Origin of the sequence: Flavobacterium alvei (genome assembly GCF_002920895.1) — a bacterium.
Lineage (GTDB): Bacteria > Bacteroidota > Bacteroidia > Flavobacteriales > Flavobacteriaceae > Flavobacterium > Flavobacterium alvei.
Genome location: NZ_PQVG01000010.1, coordinates 80,090 through 98,918, shown reverse-complemented (window position 1 = coordinate 98,918; position 18,829 = coordinate 80,090). Strand labels below are relative to the sequence as shown.

The window sequence follows — 18,829 nt, the reverse complement described above, 5'->3', positions numbered from 1 at the left end:
AGTTTCTGCAGCGTTTGCTTTAGTTGCGATATCTGAAGCCAATGCGTCTGTTGTTGTTTTTACATCTGCAGCGTTTGCTTTAGTTGCGATATCTGAAGCTAATCCATCGGTGGTTGCTTTTACGTCCGAAGCGTTTGCTTTAGTTGCTAATTCTTGTTTTGTAGCATAAACACTTAAGTCTTGATCTCCTGTATTTGTTCCACTCAAATTAGGAGCAGAAATGACTCCAGTAAACACTTGACCAGCAATATTTGCCTTTAGAGCAATATCACTTGTGTTTTCCATAATAGCAGCCAATTGTTTATCCGAAACATAATTTTTATCTGTACTTGGAATTATGTCAGCGGTTGTAGCTAGTTTTCCTTCTGTTATTCTTCCTTTTGAATCAACAACAACTTTAGAATAAGTTCCTGCAACGACACCAGTATTTGAAAGTGTAGTTACTAAATCAGCACCAGAAGTAGTTATATCTCCAGTTAATCCATTTGGTGCATTTAATACTCCTCCTGAAACGGTAACTATACCTGATCCTAAAGGTGCTGGTCCAACCGCACCAGTCAATCCTACATCTCCTTTTTCGCCTTTTTCACCTTGAATTCCTTGATCTCCTTTTACACCTTGAGCACCATCTTTTCCGTCAGCTCCATTTGTTCCAGCTACACCTTGAATACCTTGAATACCTTGGTCTCCTTTTTCGCCTTTTTCACCTTGAATTCCTTGATCTCCTTTCACACCCTGAGCGCCATCTTTTCCGTCAACTCCATTTGTTCCAGCTACACCTTGAATACCTTGGTCTCCTTGGATTCCTTTTTCTCCTTGAATTCCTTGCGCTCCAGTATCACCTTTTGCTCCAACTGCTCCATCTTTTCCATTTGTTCCAGCAACACCTTGAATTCCTTGTGCTCCAGTATCTCCTTTTGCTCCTTGGATTCCTTGATCTCCTTTTACACCTTGAGCACCATCTTTTCCGTCAGCTCCATTTGTTCCAGCTAAACCTTGAATACCTTGAATACCTTGAATACCTTGGTCTCCTTTTTCGCCTTTTTCACCTTGAATTCCTTGATCTCCTTTCACACCCTGAGCACCATCTTTTCCGTCAGCTCCATTTGTTCCAGCTACACCTTGAATACCTTGGTCTCCTTTATCGCCTTTTTCACCTTGAATTCCTTGCACTCCAGTATCACCTTTTGCTCCAACTGCTCCATCTTTTCCATTTGTTCCAGCTACACCTTGAATTCCTTGTGCTCCAGTATCTCCTTTTGCTCCTTGGATTCCTTGAGGGCCAGGCAAACCTGGCACATTAGCGTTTTCTGCATATAATGCATAAGGAACACTATTCAATTGTGTGGTTCCCATATCAATATAAGCAACACCTCCAGTTGAATCCATTTCCACCTGAATAAATTTTGATCCAACACCCCAATTCACTCCAGACAAAGTTCCTGTAATAATTGTACCAGAACCAATGTTTACATCAAATAAACCAAGACTAGTAGTCGTTATACTATGTGTTTCACTAAAAACAACAGGACCAGTAGAGGCTCCAGTGTGAATAGTAAAACGTAAACTGATTTTTTGCGATGCAACTACACTACCATCTGCACCATATGCCACACCCTGATAAGGAATAGCTTGAGGAGTTTGAGCATAAACATTGTCAATTGTACCTATATAACAAAAAATACATAGTAACATCAAGAATATTCTTTGCAATGATTTTTCTTTTTTTGTAAAATTATTTATCATAAATTTAAATTTAAAATAATATTATTTTTGAAATGGGTTATATGTTGTGCTTAAAAAATTACTTCTATGTTTATCTTTATCTAAGACTTTTTTTTCTTATGGCGGCCAAAAGTATATTAAAAAACTTTCTCAAATAAAAAAATAACAAATACTCGTTTAAAAGTTAAAACTGTCTTTTAATGGGTAAATTATTGTTATTTTATTTAAATATTTTCCTATATTTTTACTTTTTATTAACTTATTATTAAAAAATGTTTCTTTTTTCATAAAATAACTTTATGATTTTATTATATATTTCAAAAGTAGGAATAAATATATGCAATACATTATATAGTCCGATAAAGTGCAAAAAAAATACGATTAAGTGAAAATAAAACCGTTAAAGTGTTTTTTTATAGTCTTAAACCTATAAAATAAAAATCATCAACAAAAAGTGGACTGATTAAAGAAAAAGCGATTGATAATTATTATTTAAAAAAAAAATTATTAACAACAATAAATTTTAGACATACTAACTTAGTTGTCACAGAAAGTTAAAAACAATCTTAATTTTGCCCTATGAAAAAAGTCCATAAAATTTATAGCAAATCTTTTAAAGAGAAAGCAGTCCAAATGAGTTATGCATAGAGCCAACATATCAGAGTTCGCCAGAGAGTTAGGAATAACAACACCACAGTTGTATAAATAGCGCAAAGAGTTTGAAGAATTTGGAAAAAAAGCTTTCATGCAAAAGGAAAATTAAAACTAACTCCAAGTTGGAGTTCAAGCGATGGAATGAGTACGGATAAAACTACGCTTTGAGCTTGGAATATGGCGGTTATAAATCGAAAAATCGAGTAAAATTTGATTTTCCACTCTAACAGAGGTGTTCAGTGTGTGAGCAAAAAAATGTAAATATTCTTGATTCCTATAAAAAAATTACCCGTATTATGAGTCGAAAAAGAAATTGTTGGGACAATGCAGTAGTGGAAAGCATTTTTAAATCCTTGAAAACTGAATTGATTTACGGAAACAAATTGATTTCTAAAGAACAAATGAAACTAGAAATCTTTGAATACATTGAAATTTTGCACAATAGAAAAAGGAGGTATTTTGCTTTGAATCATGCAACTATTGAAGAATTTAACAATCAAATTAATTACAAAAAAGTAGCTTAACTTAATGGGCAGTTTTTATTTGCATATCCAGTTTGCGAGCTAAAAAGAAAAAGGGACTTAACTAAAAAATCAGTTAAGTCCCTTATGGTGGGCGATGAGGGGTTCGAACCCCCGACCCCCTCGGTGTAAACGAGGTGCTCTGAACCAGCTGAGCTAATCGCCCTAATTGTGGGTGCAAATATACACTTAGATATTGGATTCGCAAACAAAATTTAAAAAAATATAATTTTAATTTGAAATGAAATAAAACATATTTTTATCATTACTTCAGGATAGTATTATATTTGTAAAAAAACAATTAAATTTAAATGGCACATTTCAAAGAAAATGATTTACCAAAATCAAAAATAACAGCAACATCTCTAAACAAAGCAACAGTTATTTTTAAATATGCAGGAAGTCATCGTTGGAAATTTTATGTAGGTCTAGTTTTTCTACTTTTAACCGGCGCAACTGCTTTAGCTTTCCCCAAATTAATGGGAATTCTAATTGATAGTGTAAAAACCAAAAGTTACGATCAAGCTAATAATATTGCTATATTACTTATCGTAATATTGTTTTTGCAATCTATATGTTCCTTTTTTAGACTTTCTTTATTTGTTAATTTTACGGAACATACTTTAGCGAATCTTCGATTATCATTGTACAGTAACTTAGTAAAACTGCCAATGTCATTCTTTTCACAAAAACGTGTTGGAGAACTAAATAGTAGAATAAGTGCCGATATTACTCAAATTCAAGATACATTAACATCTACAATTGCCGAATTTTTAAGACAATTTATTTTAATTATTGGCGGCATCATTTTGTTAGCCACCGAAAGTATAAAGCTTACTTTATTGATGCTTTCAGTAGTTCCACTTGTGGCGGTAGCTGCGGTTATATTTGGAAGATTCATTCGAAAATACTCCAAAAAAGTACAAGATCAAGTTGCAGAAAGTCAAGTTATTGTTGAAGAAACGATGCAAGGTATTAGTATTGTAAAAGCTTTCGCCAATGAATGGTATGAAATTGCCCGATACGATGGGAAAATTAAAGAAGTAGTAAAACTAGCTATTAAAGGAGGAAAATACAGAGGGTATTTTGCGTCCTTTATCATCTTTTGTCTTTTTGGGGCTATCGTTGCTGTGGTTTGGTTTGGCGTGAGATTGAGTATTAGTGGCGAAATGAGCGTGGGACAATTAATCTCTTTTGTACTATATTCTACATTTGTTGGGGCATCTTTTGGAGGAATTGCTGAACTTTATGCTCAAATTCAAAAAGCAATTGGAGCTACCGAACGTGTTTTCGAGTTATTAGACGAAACTCCTGAGAAAATTAATGCTACACAAAATTCGCATTCCATTCAGAAAATTCAAGGCAATGTCACTTTCAATAATGTTGGATTCACCTACCCTTCTCGAAAAGAAATGAAAGTATTAAAAGGAGTAAATTTCACAGCTGATTTTGGTCAAAAGATTGCTGTTGTTGGTCCAAGTGGTGCTGGAAAATCTACTATAGCTTCTTTATTATTGCGCTTTTACGACATTGACAGTGGAGAAATATTGGTAGATGGAAAAAATATCTACGATTATGATTTAGAAAATCTTCGTGGCAATATGAGCATTGTTCCTCAAGACGTTATTTTATTTGGCGGAACTATTAAAGAAAACATTGCTTACGGAAATCCTGATGCAACAAATGATGAAATTATTTTGGCTGCAAAACAGGCCAATGCTTTGGTTTTCATAGAAAGTTTCCCTGAAAAATTTGAAACTTTGGTTGGAGAAAGAGGCGTTAAACTTTCTGGAGGACAACGCCAACGTATTGCTATTGCAAGAGCATTATTAAAAAATCCAAGTATTTTGATTCTGGACGAAGCTACTTCTTCATTAGATAGCGAAAGCGAAAAACTGGTTCAGGAAGCTTTAGAAATCTTGATGGAAGGAAGAACGAGCATCATTATTGCACACCGCCTTTCGACCATTCGAAGTGCAGACCAAATTTTGGTTTTAGATAAAGGAGTAATTGCTGAGCAAGGAACTCATCAAGAATTGATTGCTTTAGAAAATGGTATTTATAAAAATTTGAGCCATTTGCAATTTAGTCATTCTTAATTTATAGACGCTGATGAAACTGATTCGCAAAAGCGAAAACGCAAATAAAAACTGATTAGCATTTTATTTCTGCAACTAAAATCAGTTTTTATCCGCGTCTTTACGAAGTAAATCCGTGTTATCCGTGTTCCAATAACGACTACTTCCCTTTTCTCCTATTTCTCTCCGCTTTTATCATTGCTAATTCACGGCTGGTTTGTCCCGCTACCGAAGTATTTTCTTCGGCACGGCGAATTAAGTAAGGCATCACATCTTTTACAGGACCAAAAGGCAAATATTTAGCAACATTATAACCACTATCGGCCAAATTATAACTGATATTGTCGCTCATACCATACAATTGACCAAACCAAATTCTATTGTCTGTCGATTGTATTCCTTTTTTTTCCATTAAATCCATCAAATAATAAGTACTTTCTTCGTTGTGTGTTCCTTCAAAAATAGACATCATATCAATATGATCTAACATATATTTTACTGATGCATTATAATTTTCATCAGTAGCTTCTTTGGAAGCGCAAATTGGAGTTGGATAATTTTTTTCAATGGCACGTTCATTTTCTTTTTCCATATAAGCACCACGAACGAGTTTCATTCCAATGAAAAAACCTTCTGTTTTAGCTTTTTCGTGCACTTTTTTCAAATAATCCAATCGATCCCAACGATACATTTGAAGCGTATTGAAAACAATTGGCTTCTCTTTGTTGTACTTCTGCATCATTTCTTCAACCAAATTATCGACCGAATCTTGCATCCAACTTTCTTCAGCATCAATCAATAAGGCCACATCACTATCATAAGAGGCTTTGCACACTTTTTCGAAACGTGCCACTACTCTATCCCACTCATCAGATTCTGCTGGTGTTAATTTTTTTCCTAAACTAACTTCTTCATACAAATTGATACGCCCAAAACCTGATGGTTTGAACACAGCAAACGGAATTGATTTTTTTTCTTTTGCAAAATCTATCAATTTTAAAGTTTTTTCTAAAACCGCATCAAACTGTTCTTCTTCCTCCTTGCCTTCTACAGAATAATCTAAAACTGATGAAACTCCTTTAGTAAATAATTTGTCCACAACTTTCAAGCTGTCGTCCTCGTTTACTCCTCCACAAAAATGGTCAAAAACAGTGGCACGAATCAATCCTTCTACAGGCAAACTTGCTTTGAGAGCAAAATTTGTTACAGCAGTTCCAATTCGAACAAGTGGTTCATTTGCAATCAATTTGAATAGAAAATAGGCTCTTTCAAGTTCCGTATCGCTTTTCAAAGAGAATGCAATTTGTGTATTATCGAATAAATTTTTCATTTTTTGTTATATTTTTGCACAAATATAAAGAGAGTTTTCAAAATTATTAAGCAAAAAATCCCTTATTTTGCGGTTTAAATTAATTAATAAATATGCAATCTATCCAAGCCAACAATTATCCAATATATTTCAATGAATCAGGATATGAAGCTCTAAATTTGTTCCTCAACGAAAGCAAATATTCCAACTTATTTATTATTGTTGATAGCAATACTAATGAGTATTGTTTGTCAAAATTCCTTCCCTATTTAGCAACTGAATTGACCATTGAAATTGTTGAATTTGAAGCCGGTGAACCCAATAAAAATATTGAAACTTGTGTTCAATTATGGAATGTTTTGACCGAACTAGGTGCTGATAGAAAAAGTCTTGTTCTAAATCTTGGTGGCGGAGTTGTTACTGATTTAGGCGGTTTTGTAGCTTCTACTTTCAAACGTGGAGTAGATTTTATTCATATTCCAACTACTCTACTTTCAATGGTTGATGCTTCGGTTGGAGGAAAAACAGGTGTCGATTTAGGCAATTTAAAAAACCAAATTGGGGTTATCAATGTGCCAAAAATGGTTCTTATTGATACTCAATATTTAGAAACACTTTCTAAAGAAGAAATGCGTTCTGGACTTGCCGAAATGCTCAAACACGGATTGATTTATGACAAAGGCTATTGGGAAAAATTCTTGGATTTAAAATCTGTAGATTTTGCCGATTTTGATGAATTGATTTATCGTTCGGTTGAAATTAAAAACGAAATTGTAATGCAAGATCCAACCGAAAAAAATATTCGCAAGGCATTGAATTTTGGTCACACACTGGGTCACGCCATCGAAAGTTATTTTCTTGAAAATGAAAACAAGAAAAGTCTATTGCACGGCGAAGCTATTGCTATAGGAATGATTTTAGAAAGTTTTATTTCGTTAGAAAAAGACTTGATAAACTCACAAGAATACAACCAAATCAAAACTGCAATAAAAGGCATTTATGATGATGTTGTTTTTGAAGAGAATGATATCGAACCCATAATGGAATTGCTCATTCACGACAAAAAAAATGAGTACGGAAACATTCAGTTTGCGTTAATTGAAGGCATTGGAAAAATTAAAATCAATCAATCTGTTGAAAATGAATTAATTTTAAAGGCTTTCCAAGATTATAAATCTTAACATTTTTTATAAAAAAGGATTGTAATTGGTATATATTATTTTCTACATTTGCAACAATGAAAAAAAGTCAAAATACAAGGAATTATAGCGCTCTAAAAAACGAAAAAAGAAGTTCTTTTTTAAGAATATTAAGGCGTTTTTTTGCTGTTAAGGATTCTTTTAGTTTTGATATTTTTCCCTATTTGAAAGCCGAAAACGAAAAACTTCAAATCGTTTTTGAAAATATTAGAGTTTGAATTTTAGCTTAATTAATTATTTCAATTAAATTAATCTAAAATATTAAAAATCAAATGAATACAAAATATTTCGATTTAATAAATCAAACTTACTATTTTCCACAAGAAGAATTTACATTAAATAAAGACAACCTAGAATTTCATAATATAGATTTGATGAAATTGGTAGAGCAATATGGTACGCCATTAAAATTTACCTATTTGCCTCAAATTTCCAACAACATTAACAAAGCCAAAAGTTGGTTTCGTAAATCGATGGAAAAAAACAATTATGAAGGCAAATATTACTACTGTTATTGCACAAAAAGTTCTCATTTTGAATACATAATGAATGAAGCTTTCAAAAATAATATTCATATCGAAACCTCTTCGGCTTTTGATATTAATATTGTCGAAAGTTTATTAGAATCTGGGAAAATAAATAAAAGTACTTACGTAATATGTAACGGTTTCAAAAGAGATCAATACATCGAAAACATTGCACGATTAATCAATAATGGACATAAAAACACGATTCCAATTATTGATAATTATGAAGAATTGGATATTTTACAAGAAAATATCAAGAAAAAATTCAAAATCGGAATTCGAATTGCAGCTGAAGAGGAACCTAAATTTGAGTTTTATACTTCACGTCTTGGAATTGGTTATAAAAACATCGTTCAGTTCTATAAAAAACAGATTCAGGATAATAAGAAACTGGAACTTAAAATGTTGCACTTTTTTATAAACACCGGAATCAACGACAACGCCTATTATTGGAACGAATTAGTAAAATGTATCAAAGTGTATGTAGCTTTGAAAAAAGAATGCCCTACACTTGATGGTTTGAACATTGGTGGCGGATTTCCAATCAAAAATTCATTGGCATTTGAATATGATTACCAATACATGATTGACGAAATTATCAATCAAATTAAGATTGCTTGTGACGAAGCTGAAGTAGATGTTCCGAATATTTTTACTGAATTTGGTTCTTTTACCGTTGGTGAAAGTGGTGGTGCGATTTATCAAATTTTGTATCAAAAACAACAAAATGACAGAGAAAAATGGAATATGATTGATTCCTCTTTCATCACTACTTTACCAGATACTTGGGCCATAAACAGACGTTTTATTATGTTATCCATCAACCGCTGGAATGATACTTACGAAAGAGTTTTACTAGGCGGAATGACTTGTGATAGTGATGATTATTACAATTCTGAGCAAAATATGAATGCCATTTATTTGCCAAAATACAACAAAGAAAAACCACTATATATCGGTTTTTTCAATACAGGAGCCTATCAAGAAACTATAGGCGGTTATGGAGGTTTGCACCACTGTTTGATTCCGCAACCCAAACATATTTTGATTGATCGTGACGAAAACGGAATCTTAGCCACCGAAGTTTTCTCACAACAACAAACCGCCGATGAAGTATTAGAAATATTAGGCTACAACAAAAAATAATTTTTAAAATTTTTCATTGAGTTATCAAAAAAAAATATTTTCTTTGAACACTCAGGAATCCGCTTTTAAACAATAAAAACAAAATGAGTAAAGGACCAATAAGTCAGTTTATCGAAAAGCATTATTTGCATTTCAATTCTGCATCTTTAGTCGATGCCGCCAAAGCCTACGAGCAACAATTAGCTAACGGAGCAAAAATGATGGTGAGTATGGCTGGAGCGATGAGTACCGCCGAAATAGGCAAAATTTTTGCTGAAATCATTCGCAAAGATAAAGTGCAAATCATTTCTTGTACAGGAGCAAATCTTGAGGAAGACATCATGAATTTAGTAGCACATTCGCACTACGAAAGAGTACCACATTATCGTGATTTAACTCCTGAAGACGAATGGGCATTACTAGAAAGAGGTTTAAATCGTGTGACCGATACTTGTATTCCAGAGCACGAAGCTTTCCGTCGTTTGCAAAAACACATCTATAAAATTTGGAAAGATGCCGACGATAAAGGGGAACGCTATTTCCCTCATGAATTTATGTACAAAATGCTACTTTCGGGAGTTTTGGAAGAATATTACGAAATTGACCTAAAAGACAGCTGGATGTATGCTGCAGCGGAGAAAAATTTACCTATTATTGTACCAGGTTGGGAAGATAGCACGATGGGAAACATTTTTGCTTCCTATGTTATCAAAGGCGATTTGAAAGCATCTACAATGAAATCAGGTATTGAATATATGACTTTCTTAGCTGATTGGTATCCAAAAAATAGCGCTAACGGTATTGGATTTTTCCAAATTGGTGGTGGAATTGCGGGAGACTTTCCAATTTGTGTTGTACCAATGCTGTATCAAGATATGGAAATGCATGACATTCCGTTTTGGAGTTATTTCTGCCAAATTTCAGATTCTACAACCAGCTATGGTTCGTATTCGGGAGCTGTGCCAAATGAAAAAATCACTTGGGGAAAATTAGACATTAAAACCCCTAAGTTTATAATCGAGTCGGATGCAACCATTGTTGCTCCATTAATTTTTGCCTATTTGTTGGATTTATAATATAATTTATGAAAAGAGTAATTGTTGATTACGCAAAACTTACCCACGAAATTTTAAATCTATTAGTAGATAAATTTCCGGATGGCTATGATGATTCAAATATTATCCGTTTTAGAAATGCCCAAAATGAATTGATCGAAGCTGTTGAAGTTCGTACCGAGGACACTATTTATTTAGTGAAAATCAGTACCAAATTGGCCGATAGAATCGAAAATTATGATGAAGATGATGAAATCGAAGCAGAAATTGAACCAATCGCAGACGGCATCATAGACGATGACGATGCTGTCAGTGATGACGATGATGACACAGATGAATACAAAGACCCAGTAGATAAAGGCGATGACGATGACGACGATGATGACGATGAAGAAGCCGATTCTTCTGAAGATGACGACGAGGATGACGAAGAATAATTAATTCTTCAAAATAATACTATTTAAAAGGAACTCCTAATCGAGTTCCTTTTTTTGTTAAAGGTCACTTTGCTTTATACAAAAGTAAGCGACAAAAGTATTCGAAAAATAATTAGCCCTTTGGATAATTTGTAATACTATTTTTCTTATTTTTGAGAGGATTTAATTAAAATCCCAAACCGACAACACAAAAAAACGCAATGTATTTTTTGTGTTTTTAAAATTAAACAATTATAAATCAAACGATTAAATATAGTTTAACTTTTTGAGTTACGTATATTTAAGAGTTGGCAGCAATTGTATGACAACACACCGTAAAATAAGGAACAGACGACAAAATGAAGTATAAAAAAATACGAGAAGAAGAACTAAAAAACAAAGTTGGTGAAGACTGGTTTAAGTCGTTTGACACAACCGAAATTTTAGGAAATATTGACTTTACCGTTTTTCCAAAGCAAGACAATCTTTTTGGGAGAACTCCTTTATTGTGGGCAGAAGCAAAAACTGGAAATTTTGACATCCCTTCAATGTTTGTGCAACTCATTCTGACAATTGGAAAAGCCAGAACTTTTGACAAAACTTTGCCACCAGCTTTTTTAGGTGCATTTGACTTCAAAAAAATTGCTTTTTTAGATTATGTTAATGTTCAAGATATTTTTTATCTCAACGACTTTAACTGGAACGTTACACCAAGCAACCACGAAACAAAAGAATTTCAGTTAATTAAAGAACGTGTTGAAAATATATTAAAAACGAAAACCTATATTTTTGATTACGAAAATGACGAAAAAGAACTTCAAACATTTATAAAAAACAATGTGGCAAAAGCCACAACCAAAAGTAAAATCAAAATTGACAAAAACAATTTCATTCCAATTTATTTGCGTTGGTTAGAAGTTATAAGACCAAATATTGATGTAAACTGGGAACAACTTAATAAAGCAAATATCTTTGACAGTGATTTTTATCTTGCCGACCTTTTTGTAGACGACAAAGATACTCAAAACATTGAAGATGATTCAACAATCAGAGATAATCTGTTTGTAGTTTATCAAAATCAAGGTTACAAAATAGCAAAAGAAAACGTTGGGCAAATAATGGATTTCACTATAAGCATTAGAAACAAAAACCTTTATTTGCAATTTTGGAAACTCTACAAAAGACCACCAATAAAAGAATTCCAAGAATACATTATTGAACGCAAAGATTTACTTGTACCGCAAGATATTAGAGAACGAAAAGGTGCATTTTTTACACCTCGTATTTGGGTAGAACTTTCACAAAAATATTTAACTGAATATTTGGGTGAAAACTGGCAAGACGAATATTTTATTTGGGATTGTGCCGCAGGAACTGGAAACCTTTTAACAGGACTTACCAATAAATATAACATTTACGCAAGTACGTTAGACCAATCTGATGTTAACGTAATGCACGAGCGAATTGACCACGGAGCAAACTTATTACATAACCACGTTTTTCAATTTGACTTTTTAAATGATGATTTCACTAAACTACCTCAAAGTTTACAAGACATTATTAATGATAAAGAAAAACGAAAAAAATTAGTAATATATATTAATCCGCCATATGCAGAAGCTGACAACAGACAAGGTGATGGAAGAAAAGGAGTTGCAGAATCTGAAATTCACAGGAAGTATTCTAATTTAATGGGGTATACAAAACGTGAGATGTATATTCAATTTTTTACTCGAATACATTGTGAAATACCAGATGTAGTGCTTGCAAATTTTTCAACTTTGAAAAATTTGCAAGCACCTAAATTTTCTGAATTTCGTGCTTATTTTCAAGCAAAACTTGAAAAATTATTTTTAACCCCAGCAGATACATTTGATAATGTAAAAGGACAATTTCCTATTGGTTTTTTTATATGGAATACAAGCAAAAAAGAAAAGTTTAATTATTTTGAAGCTGATATTTATGATAAAAACACAAATTTTATTGGAACAAAAAACATTTGGTCTTTTGATAATTCTAAATTAATTAATGATTGGATAAAGCCATATCGGAATACTAAATCAAAATCAATAGCTACAATTATTGGCGTAGGCAGTGATTTTCAAAATCAAAGATTAGTTCGATTTGGCGAACCTTTTATGAAAGTACCGGCTTCCAATCATAACTGGCAAACTTCTAAAGACAATTTAGTAGAAACTTCTATCTATTATACAGTTAGAAGAATAATCGAATCAAATTGGCTAAACGACCGAGACCAGTTTTTATTTCCAAAAGATGCTTGGCAAAACGATTTAGAATTTCAAAACGATTGTATAGCTCATACTCTATTTAGTAATAATATTTCAAGCATTTTTGGAACTAACCATTGGATTCCATTTACAGAACAAGAAGTAAATGCACAAAGTCGTTTTGAAAGTCATTTTATGACTGATTTTATTAATGGTAAAATAAAAATAGAAAGTGAAAATAATCTATTTGGTACAGCAGAAAATCAAACTTTAAAAAAAGAATTTTCAGAAGAAGCAACCGCTGTATTTGATGCTGGAAGAGAACTTTGGAAATATTATCACAAACAACCTAATGTAAACGTAAATGCAAGTTTATATGACATTAGAGAGTATTTTCAAGGCAGAAACGAACAAGGCAGAATGAACTCAAAAAGTAATGACGAAAAATATATGGAGTTAATTGGAGAATTGAGAAATAAACTCAACTTTTTAGCTGACAAAATAAAACCAAAAATATATGAATACGAATTTTTAAAAGAATAAACAACTGGTGCTAACAGCCGTAGCTGTTGCGCAACTCTTTTAAAAAGTAAAATCTAAAATTAAGTATAAAAAACAACCTCGTTTAAGCACTCCCGAAACTTCGGGATAAGCGAGGTTTATTTTTGTCCCCTAATTTGAGTTTGTAAAAATTAGAAGTCTAAAATTGTTCTTTTTAGTAACTTTAAAAGATACAACAATAAAACTCGTGTTGAATCTTCAAGAAGAAGAATAATTTATTCAGTTTATACCCAAAAAAAGGAACTCCATTGAGTTCCTTTTTTTATTTCCTATATTTTGACTACAAATACCGTTCTTGAAAAACTTTTTGATGGTGTTTTTGATGACCTATCATCAAAAATCCTAAAGCTCTAACCGAAACTGGATGATTTGATGCAATTCCTATTCTAGTCAATTGTTCATAAGAAAAACTTTTGAACATCAATAAATTCGAATGTCTCACAGCCGAAAATTCAGTCAACAATTCTTGAATACTTCTACCGTTGGCATTGGTGTTTTCAACATAATCATTTTCCTCAAATCCGGGTAATGGTGTTTGGTCGTTTCTAGAAATTCGCAAAGCACGATACGCAAAAATTCTTTCGGCATCTATAATATGCTGGATGATATCTTTGATGGTCCACTTGCCTTCGGCATACCGATAATCAAATTTATCCATTGGAATTTCACGAACAAAACGAATAAAATCATGCAAACTGATTTCTAATTCTTCCAGCAATTCAACATTTTCAAGCGCATTGATGTAAGTTGCATTGAAAGTCGAATATTCATTTACGGGCAATTGATTGGAATTCATATTGTCGATTTTTATAAATTAAGCTGAATTTCTACTGGCATTAGTATTTCCAAAAAGAGAACGAGTTACAATTTTTTCATAAGTTTGAATCAACTCTAAATCTGGTTTTTCGGCTTTGTTTAATTCATTAATTCTCAACAAAGCATACTGTTGTATTGTCAACAATGGCAATACTATACGCTCTCTTATATCAATAGAAGCTTTTCCGTCAGGATAGTTTTCCATTAGTTCTTTATGACCCGCAATTTTCAATAATAACCTTTTGGTTTCCAAAAATTCATCGTAGATAATTTGCCAAAATTCACCAAACTCAGGATCGTTTTTCATATAAGCTGTCAAAGGGAAAAATGATTTTGCCAAAGACATCATACTGTTTTCCAACAAGGTTTTAAAGAACAATGAGCCATTATATAAATCCTGAACCTTATTCCAACTATTGGTTTCTTCAAAATGTTTTAAGGCAGAGCCCACTCCAAAAAACCCTGGAACGTTTTGCTTCAACTGACTCCAAGAACCTACAAAAGGAATCGCTCTTAAATCGGCAAAATCTAAATGTTCTGATTTGCTTCTTTTAGACGGACGACTTCCAATATTGGTTTTAGCATAATATTTCAAAGTACTCATTTTCTCCAAATAAGGAATGAACTTGGGATGATTCTTGAAACTTAAATACTTTTGATACCCCAATTCAGCCAATTGATCCAGTATTTGTTTTTCTTCAACCGACAAAAGATTTTTATCTTTAGTAAATACCTGATTTGTCGCACCAGCACTTAATAAATTCTCTAAATTATAACGGCAAGAGTCTAAAATTCCAAAATTAGAACTGATTGTTTGTCCTTGAACAGTAATTTGAATTTCTTTATTCTCGATTTTTGGACCTAAAGAAGCATAAAATTTATGTGTTTTTCCGCCTCCACGAGCTGGTGGGCCACCACGTCCATCAAAGAAAATAACTTTAATACCATATTTTCGTGACATTTCAGTCAACTCTTCTTTGGCTTTATAAATACTCCAATTCGCCATCAAATATCCACCATCTTTAGTTCCGTCAGAAAAACCAAGCATGATGGTTTGTTTTTTATTTCTATTAACTAAATGGGCTGCATAAGCTGGATTTGTATATAATTTTTCCATGATATTATGAGCATTTTGCAAATCATCTACAGATTCGAAAAGCGGAATAATATCAACAGAAAGATCCTCCCAATTGTTTAATTTGAAAAGAGCAAAAGTTTCCATCACATTCAATGCACTTTCGTTATTACTTATGATATAACGATTAGCACCCGATTCGCCATTGTTTTCTTGAATTTGTTTTATGGCTTGAATCGACTCAAGTGTCAATCTTGTAATTTCATTATCGAATACATTCGAATCTAGATTACCACTAATATTTGACAATATCTCAAACTTTTCATCTTCGCTTAAATCAAAATAATTTGTTGGAAAAACAGTAGAGTTTGAGTTTAAATAATGCTGTACAACATCTTTAAAAACAGCATCATGTATTTTACTATTTTGACGAATATCAAGAGTAGCAAAATGGAATCCAAACAAATTCACTTTGATAAGAAGACCTTCTAATTCATCTAAATATAAAGATTGATTTCGCTCTATAAGTATGGTTCTAATCTTATTTAATTGAGATTTAAATTCTTCTAAAGTGATGTAAATTTCTCCTTTAGAATAAAACACTGAGCGATATAATTTGTGCTCCAATTCGGCCACTAAAACATCCACTTCAAAGAAAGTAAGCTTTCTTTTCAAGTTTCTCATTTCACGATAGTAACACTTTAATATAGAAGTTCTTAATCTATCGGCAACTTTAAGAGTGATTTCAGTGGTAACAAATGGGTTTCCATCACGATCTCCTCCTGGCCAAAATCCAAGTTTTATCAATTGATTATTTATGGAACTTCCGTGCAAAATATTTTTTTGTAGATAATGAACGATCTCTCCTGCGGTTTCGTAAAACACATTTTCAAGATACCATATCAAACTTACAGCTTCATCAAAAGGATTTGGTTTTTCGTTTTGTATAAAAGGAGTTTTTCCTAATTGAGCCAAAAGCTGTTTGATTTCAAGCAAGTTGTTTTTGCGAATTGCATCAGTCAAATCATTAATAATACCTAAAACCGATCCAGGATAAAACTGAGTTGGATGAGCCGTTAAAACCGTTCTCACATTGAAGTTTTCGAGAAATGAAATTAGCTCCTCTCCTAACTCTTTTACCGCTGCCTTTTCCTTAATATCCCTTAACGAACCTCTACCGTCCATATTATTTACAACCGGAAAAGCAGCATCCTCAATAGCATCAAAAAGAACGATTTGACGTTCGATAAATTGAATAAATCGAAACATTATATCAATTTTCTCTGATTCTGTTGCTCCTTGCATATACTTATTTGCAAAAAAATCAACAATTTCTTTAGGTGTTTTTTGTTTTTTGAAACCGTTTTCGCAACCATCAGTAAATAAAGGAAGTAAAACCCCTGTATTGTCTATTGAGTCGAATGGCAATGTAATAAATACACTATTATAGATGTGATATTTTGATAAAACTTCTTCGTTAAATCTTTCAATTTTAGGGTGCGTATACATATTGAGTTGGTTTAGTTATTGTTGGTTTCGACAGTTTTTATATAAAAAGAAACCCCAAGAATTCACTTGAGGTTACGTTATATAACGGCAATCAAATGAATTATATATCTTTAAAAATAGTATGCATCAAACGTTTTTTATCGTTGATACTTTCTTCTAAAGAAATCATTGTTTCTGTTCTGTAAACTCCGTCGATATCATCGATCATAAAGATTACATCTTTTGCGTGCTTGGTGTCTTTTGCTCTAATTTTACAAAAGATATTGAATTTTCCAGTCGTTACAGATGCTACTGTAACAAATGGAATTTCATTTATACGCTGTAAAACAAATTTAGTTTGCGAAGTGTTATTAAGAAAAACTCCAACATAAGCGATAAAAGAATACCCTAGCTTATCATAATCTAATACTAATGATGAACCCATTATTATCTCAGCATCTTCCATTTTCTTAACTCTGACGTGAACTGTTCCAGCCGAAATCAATAATTTTTTGGCGATATCTGTAAATGGAATTCTTGTGTTGTCAATCAACATGTCCAAAATTTGATGGTCTACTTCATCTAAACGAAACTTACTCATAATTCAATAATTTAATATTTATAGCTACAATTACAAACTTTGAACTAACACTCCGTTTACAAACTTTTTATCATTTAAATAAAAGTTAGCTTTTTGATTTAATTTTGGTGAATTCTCATTTTCATCTTGATAAATTGCGCCTTTCGCATCATATTCAAAATGTCCATAATAATTCTCTAATTCGCTTATATGAACAACATAAGCATTAAAACAAATCTGACCGTCAATCAATTCTTCTTTGTATTGTGCAGCAAAATTCGTGATTATTTCAATACCATCATAATTTATTTTGATGTTTTTATATAAAAAATCATAAAAAACTACTTTATTTTGAGGAATACTCAAATAATTATCAAATCTACTATCAACTATATCGTTTTCGCTTAAGATTTCAAAACTCGAAACCAAAGCCATAAAAACATATTTTCGAGTTTCTTCTCTCCAATAATCATTCTGAAAATGCCCAGCTTCAAACAAAACCGTTGGAACTCCCAAAAATTGAAAAGTGTCTCCGATACAATTAATATTAAATCCATCATCAAAACGCCCTACTTGACCCGGAATATAATTTTGCAATACATCATTTATTCCCGCAATTAAATTAATAGCTTTTAATCGCGTTTCATTTACCTCTCTTTCATCATTATATGCTGGAGCCAAAAAAGACAAAGTTGCCGGTTTACCAGTACTTGCAACCCCAAAAATAGTGCGCTGATCGTGAAGATTAAAACAAAAATCAGGTTTAAAACACTCAAAAGCTTCTCTCAAAACCCTACTTTCGGGCTGTGTAAGATCTTGCGAATCTCTATTCAAATCTACTTCGTTGGCATTGGCACGAGTATATAATTTCGCTCCATCTGGATTTAGCATCGGAATGGCATAAAAAGTAAATGCCTTGAGTAAGGTTTTTGCTAATTCTGAATCTCCGCTTAACAGATTTAAAAAATCAAACAATGCTTTTGTCGTCGTACTTTCATTTCCGTGCATTTGCGACCAAAGCAAAATTTTAATTTTTCCTGTGCCAATTTGAAACTTATAAATAGGAATATCTAAAACCGATTTTCCAATAATTTCTAATTGATTATTGGTGTTTAATTTTTCTAATATTGGGTAAATTTTATCTAAAGTAATATAACGCCCCTCGATTGATTGTTCTTTATATTGACCGAATAATTGTTCTAAATCCATAGGTTATTTTTTGTTTTACAAAAGTAAACATCTTTACATTTACAAAAGTAAACATCAAATTTTAAACTAAATTTATAATTGTAAACAGAAATACTCTTTCAAATAGAATCCCTTTTAGCAAAGCAATTGACAATTGTATTCAATTATAATAATATACATCAAAATATTTTAAATCAGTATTTTAAATACATTTAATTTAAGTTAAAATTTCAATTATAACAGTGGTTTTAAATAATTTACATCTGTAATATTGGCTGTTCTAT

The 18,829-nt window shown here is 32.2% G+C and carries 12 protein-coding genes, 1 tRNA gene and 1 pseudogene; 7 read left to right on the top strand and 7 right to left on the bottom strand.

The genetic code is table 11. From position 1 onward, the window contains the following. A pseudogene (locus C3L50_RS15215) lies at nucleotides 1-1,746 on the bottom strand (collagen-like protein); the annotation flags it as partial. Between the two features lie 929 nt (nucleotides 1,747-2,675). Between C3L50_RS15215 and C3L50_RS15210 the strand changes: the two are divergent. Continuing rightward, on the top strand, nucleotides 2,676-2,903 hold the full coding sequence (locus C3L50_RS15210; protein ID WP_133158899.1) for an IS3 family transposase: 228 nt from the start codon (nucleotides 2,676-2,678) through the stop codon (nucleotides 2,901-2,903). 85 nt (nucleotides 2,904-2,988) lie between these two features. On the opposite strand, the gene C3L50_RS15205 is transcribed toward C3L50_RS15210, so the two are convergent. Then, nucleotides 2,989-3,066: transfer RNA gene (locus tag C3L50_RS15205), tRNA-Val, on the bottom strand. Between the two features lie 145 nt (nucleotides 3,067-3,211). On the opposite strand from C3L50_RS15205, the gene C3L50_RS15200 reads away from it, so the two are divergent. Continuing rightward, nucleotides 3,212-4,999: an ABC transporter ATP-binding protein gene (locus C3L50_RS15200; protein ID WP_103807040.1), complete on the top strand. Its 1,788-nt coding sequence runs from the start codon at nucleotides 3,212-3,214 to the stop codon at nucleotides 4,997-4,999. Nucleotides 5,000-5,138: 139 nt separating this feature from the next. Here the strand turns inward: C3L50_RS15200 and C3L50_RS15195 are convergent, their stop codons facing one another. Further along, entirely contained in the window at nucleotides 5,139-6,308 is a 1,170-nt protein-coding gene (locus C3L50_RS15195; protein WP_103807039.1) for a proline dehydrogenase family protein, read from the bottom strand. 92 nt (nucleotides 6,309-6,400) lie between these two features. Here C3L50_RS15195 and aroB point away from each other — a divergent pair, with 92 nt between their 5' ends. The 5 genes from aroB to C3L50_RS15165 all read left to right on the top strand — a co-directional run bounded on the left by aroB (nucleotide 6,401) and on the right by C3L50_RS15165 (nucleotide 13,380). Further along, nucleotides 6,401-7,468, top strand: coding sequence for a 3-dehydroquinate synthase (gene aroB, locus C3L50_RS15190; RefSeq protein WP_103807038.1), 1,068 nt, complete (start codon nucleotides 6,401-6,403; stop codon nucleotides 7,466-7,468). A gap of 290 nt (nucleotides 7,469-7,758) precedes the next feature. Then, complete coding sequence (locus C3L50_RS15180) at nucleotides 7,759-9,159, top strand: type III PLP-dependent enzyme domain-containing protein (protein WP_103807036.1); 1,401 nt, start codon at nucleotides 7,759-7,761, stop codon at nucleotides 9,157-9,159. An 83-nt stretch (nucleotides 9,160-9,242) separates the two neighbouring features. After that, the gene (locus C3L50_RS15175; RefSeq protein WP_103807035.1) at nucleotides 9,243-10,214 is read left to right on the top strand and encodes a deoxyhypusine synthase family protein; all 972 of its coding nucleotides are present in this window, start codon (nucleotides 9,243-9,245) and stop codon (nucleotides 10,212-10,214) included. Between the two features lie 8 nt (nucleotides 10,215-10,222). Continuing rightward, nucleotides 10,223-10,630: a DNA primase gene (locus C3L50_RS15170; RefSeq protein ID WP_103807034.1), complete on the top strand. Its 408-nt coding sequence runs from the start codon at nucleotides 10,223-10,225 to the stop codon at nucleotides 10,628-10,630. A 338-nt stretch (nucleotides 10,631-10,968) separates the two neighbouring features. Continuing rightward, on the top strand, nucleotides 10,969-13,380 hold the full coding sequence (locus tag C3L50_RS15165; protein ID WP_103807033.1) for a hypothetical protein: 2,412 nt from the start codon (nucleotides 10,969-10,971) through the stop codon (nucleotides 13,378-13,380). Nucleotides 13,381-13,678: 298 nt separating this feature from the next. On the opposite strand, the gene C3L50_RS15160 is transcribed toward C3L50_RS15165, so the two are convergent. The 4 genes from C3L50_RS15160 to C3L50_RS15145 all read right to left on the bottom strand — a co-directional run bounded on the left by C3L50_RS15160 (nucleotide 13,679) and on the right by C3L50_RS15145 (nucleotide 18,566). After that, on the bottom strand, nucleotides 13,679-14,194 hold the full coding sequence (locus C3L50_RS15160) for a DinB family protein (RefSeq protein WP_103807032.1): 516 nt from the start codon (nucleotides 14,192-14,194) through the stop codon (nucleotides 13,679-13,681). Between the two features lie 18 nt (nucleotides 14,195-14,212). After that, the gene (locus C3L50_RS15155; RefSeq protein ID WP_103807031.1) at nucleotides 14,213-16,798 is read right to left on the bottom strand and encodes a phosphoenolpyruvate carboxylase; all 2,586 of its coding nucleotides are present in this window, start codon (nucleotides 16,796-16,798) and stop codon (nucleotides 14,213-14,215) included. A 100-nt stretch (nucleotides 16,799-16,898) separates the two neighbouring features. Then, a complete protein-coding gene (locus C3L50_RS15150; protein WP_103807030.1) occupies nucleotides 16,899-17,378 on the bottom strand; it encodes an Lrp/AsnC family transcriptional regulator in 480 nt (159 codons plus the stop codon). A 30-nt stretch (nucleotides 17,379-17,408) separates the two neighbouring features. Beyond that, on the bottom strand, nucleotides 17,409-18,566 hold the full coding sequence (locus C3L50_RS15145) for a M14 family metallopeptidase (RefSeq protein WP_103807029.1): 1,158 nt from the start codon (nucleotides 18,564-18,566) through the stop codon (nucleotides 17,409-17,411). Between the last annotated feature and the right edge of the window lie 263 nt (nucleotides 18,567-18,829).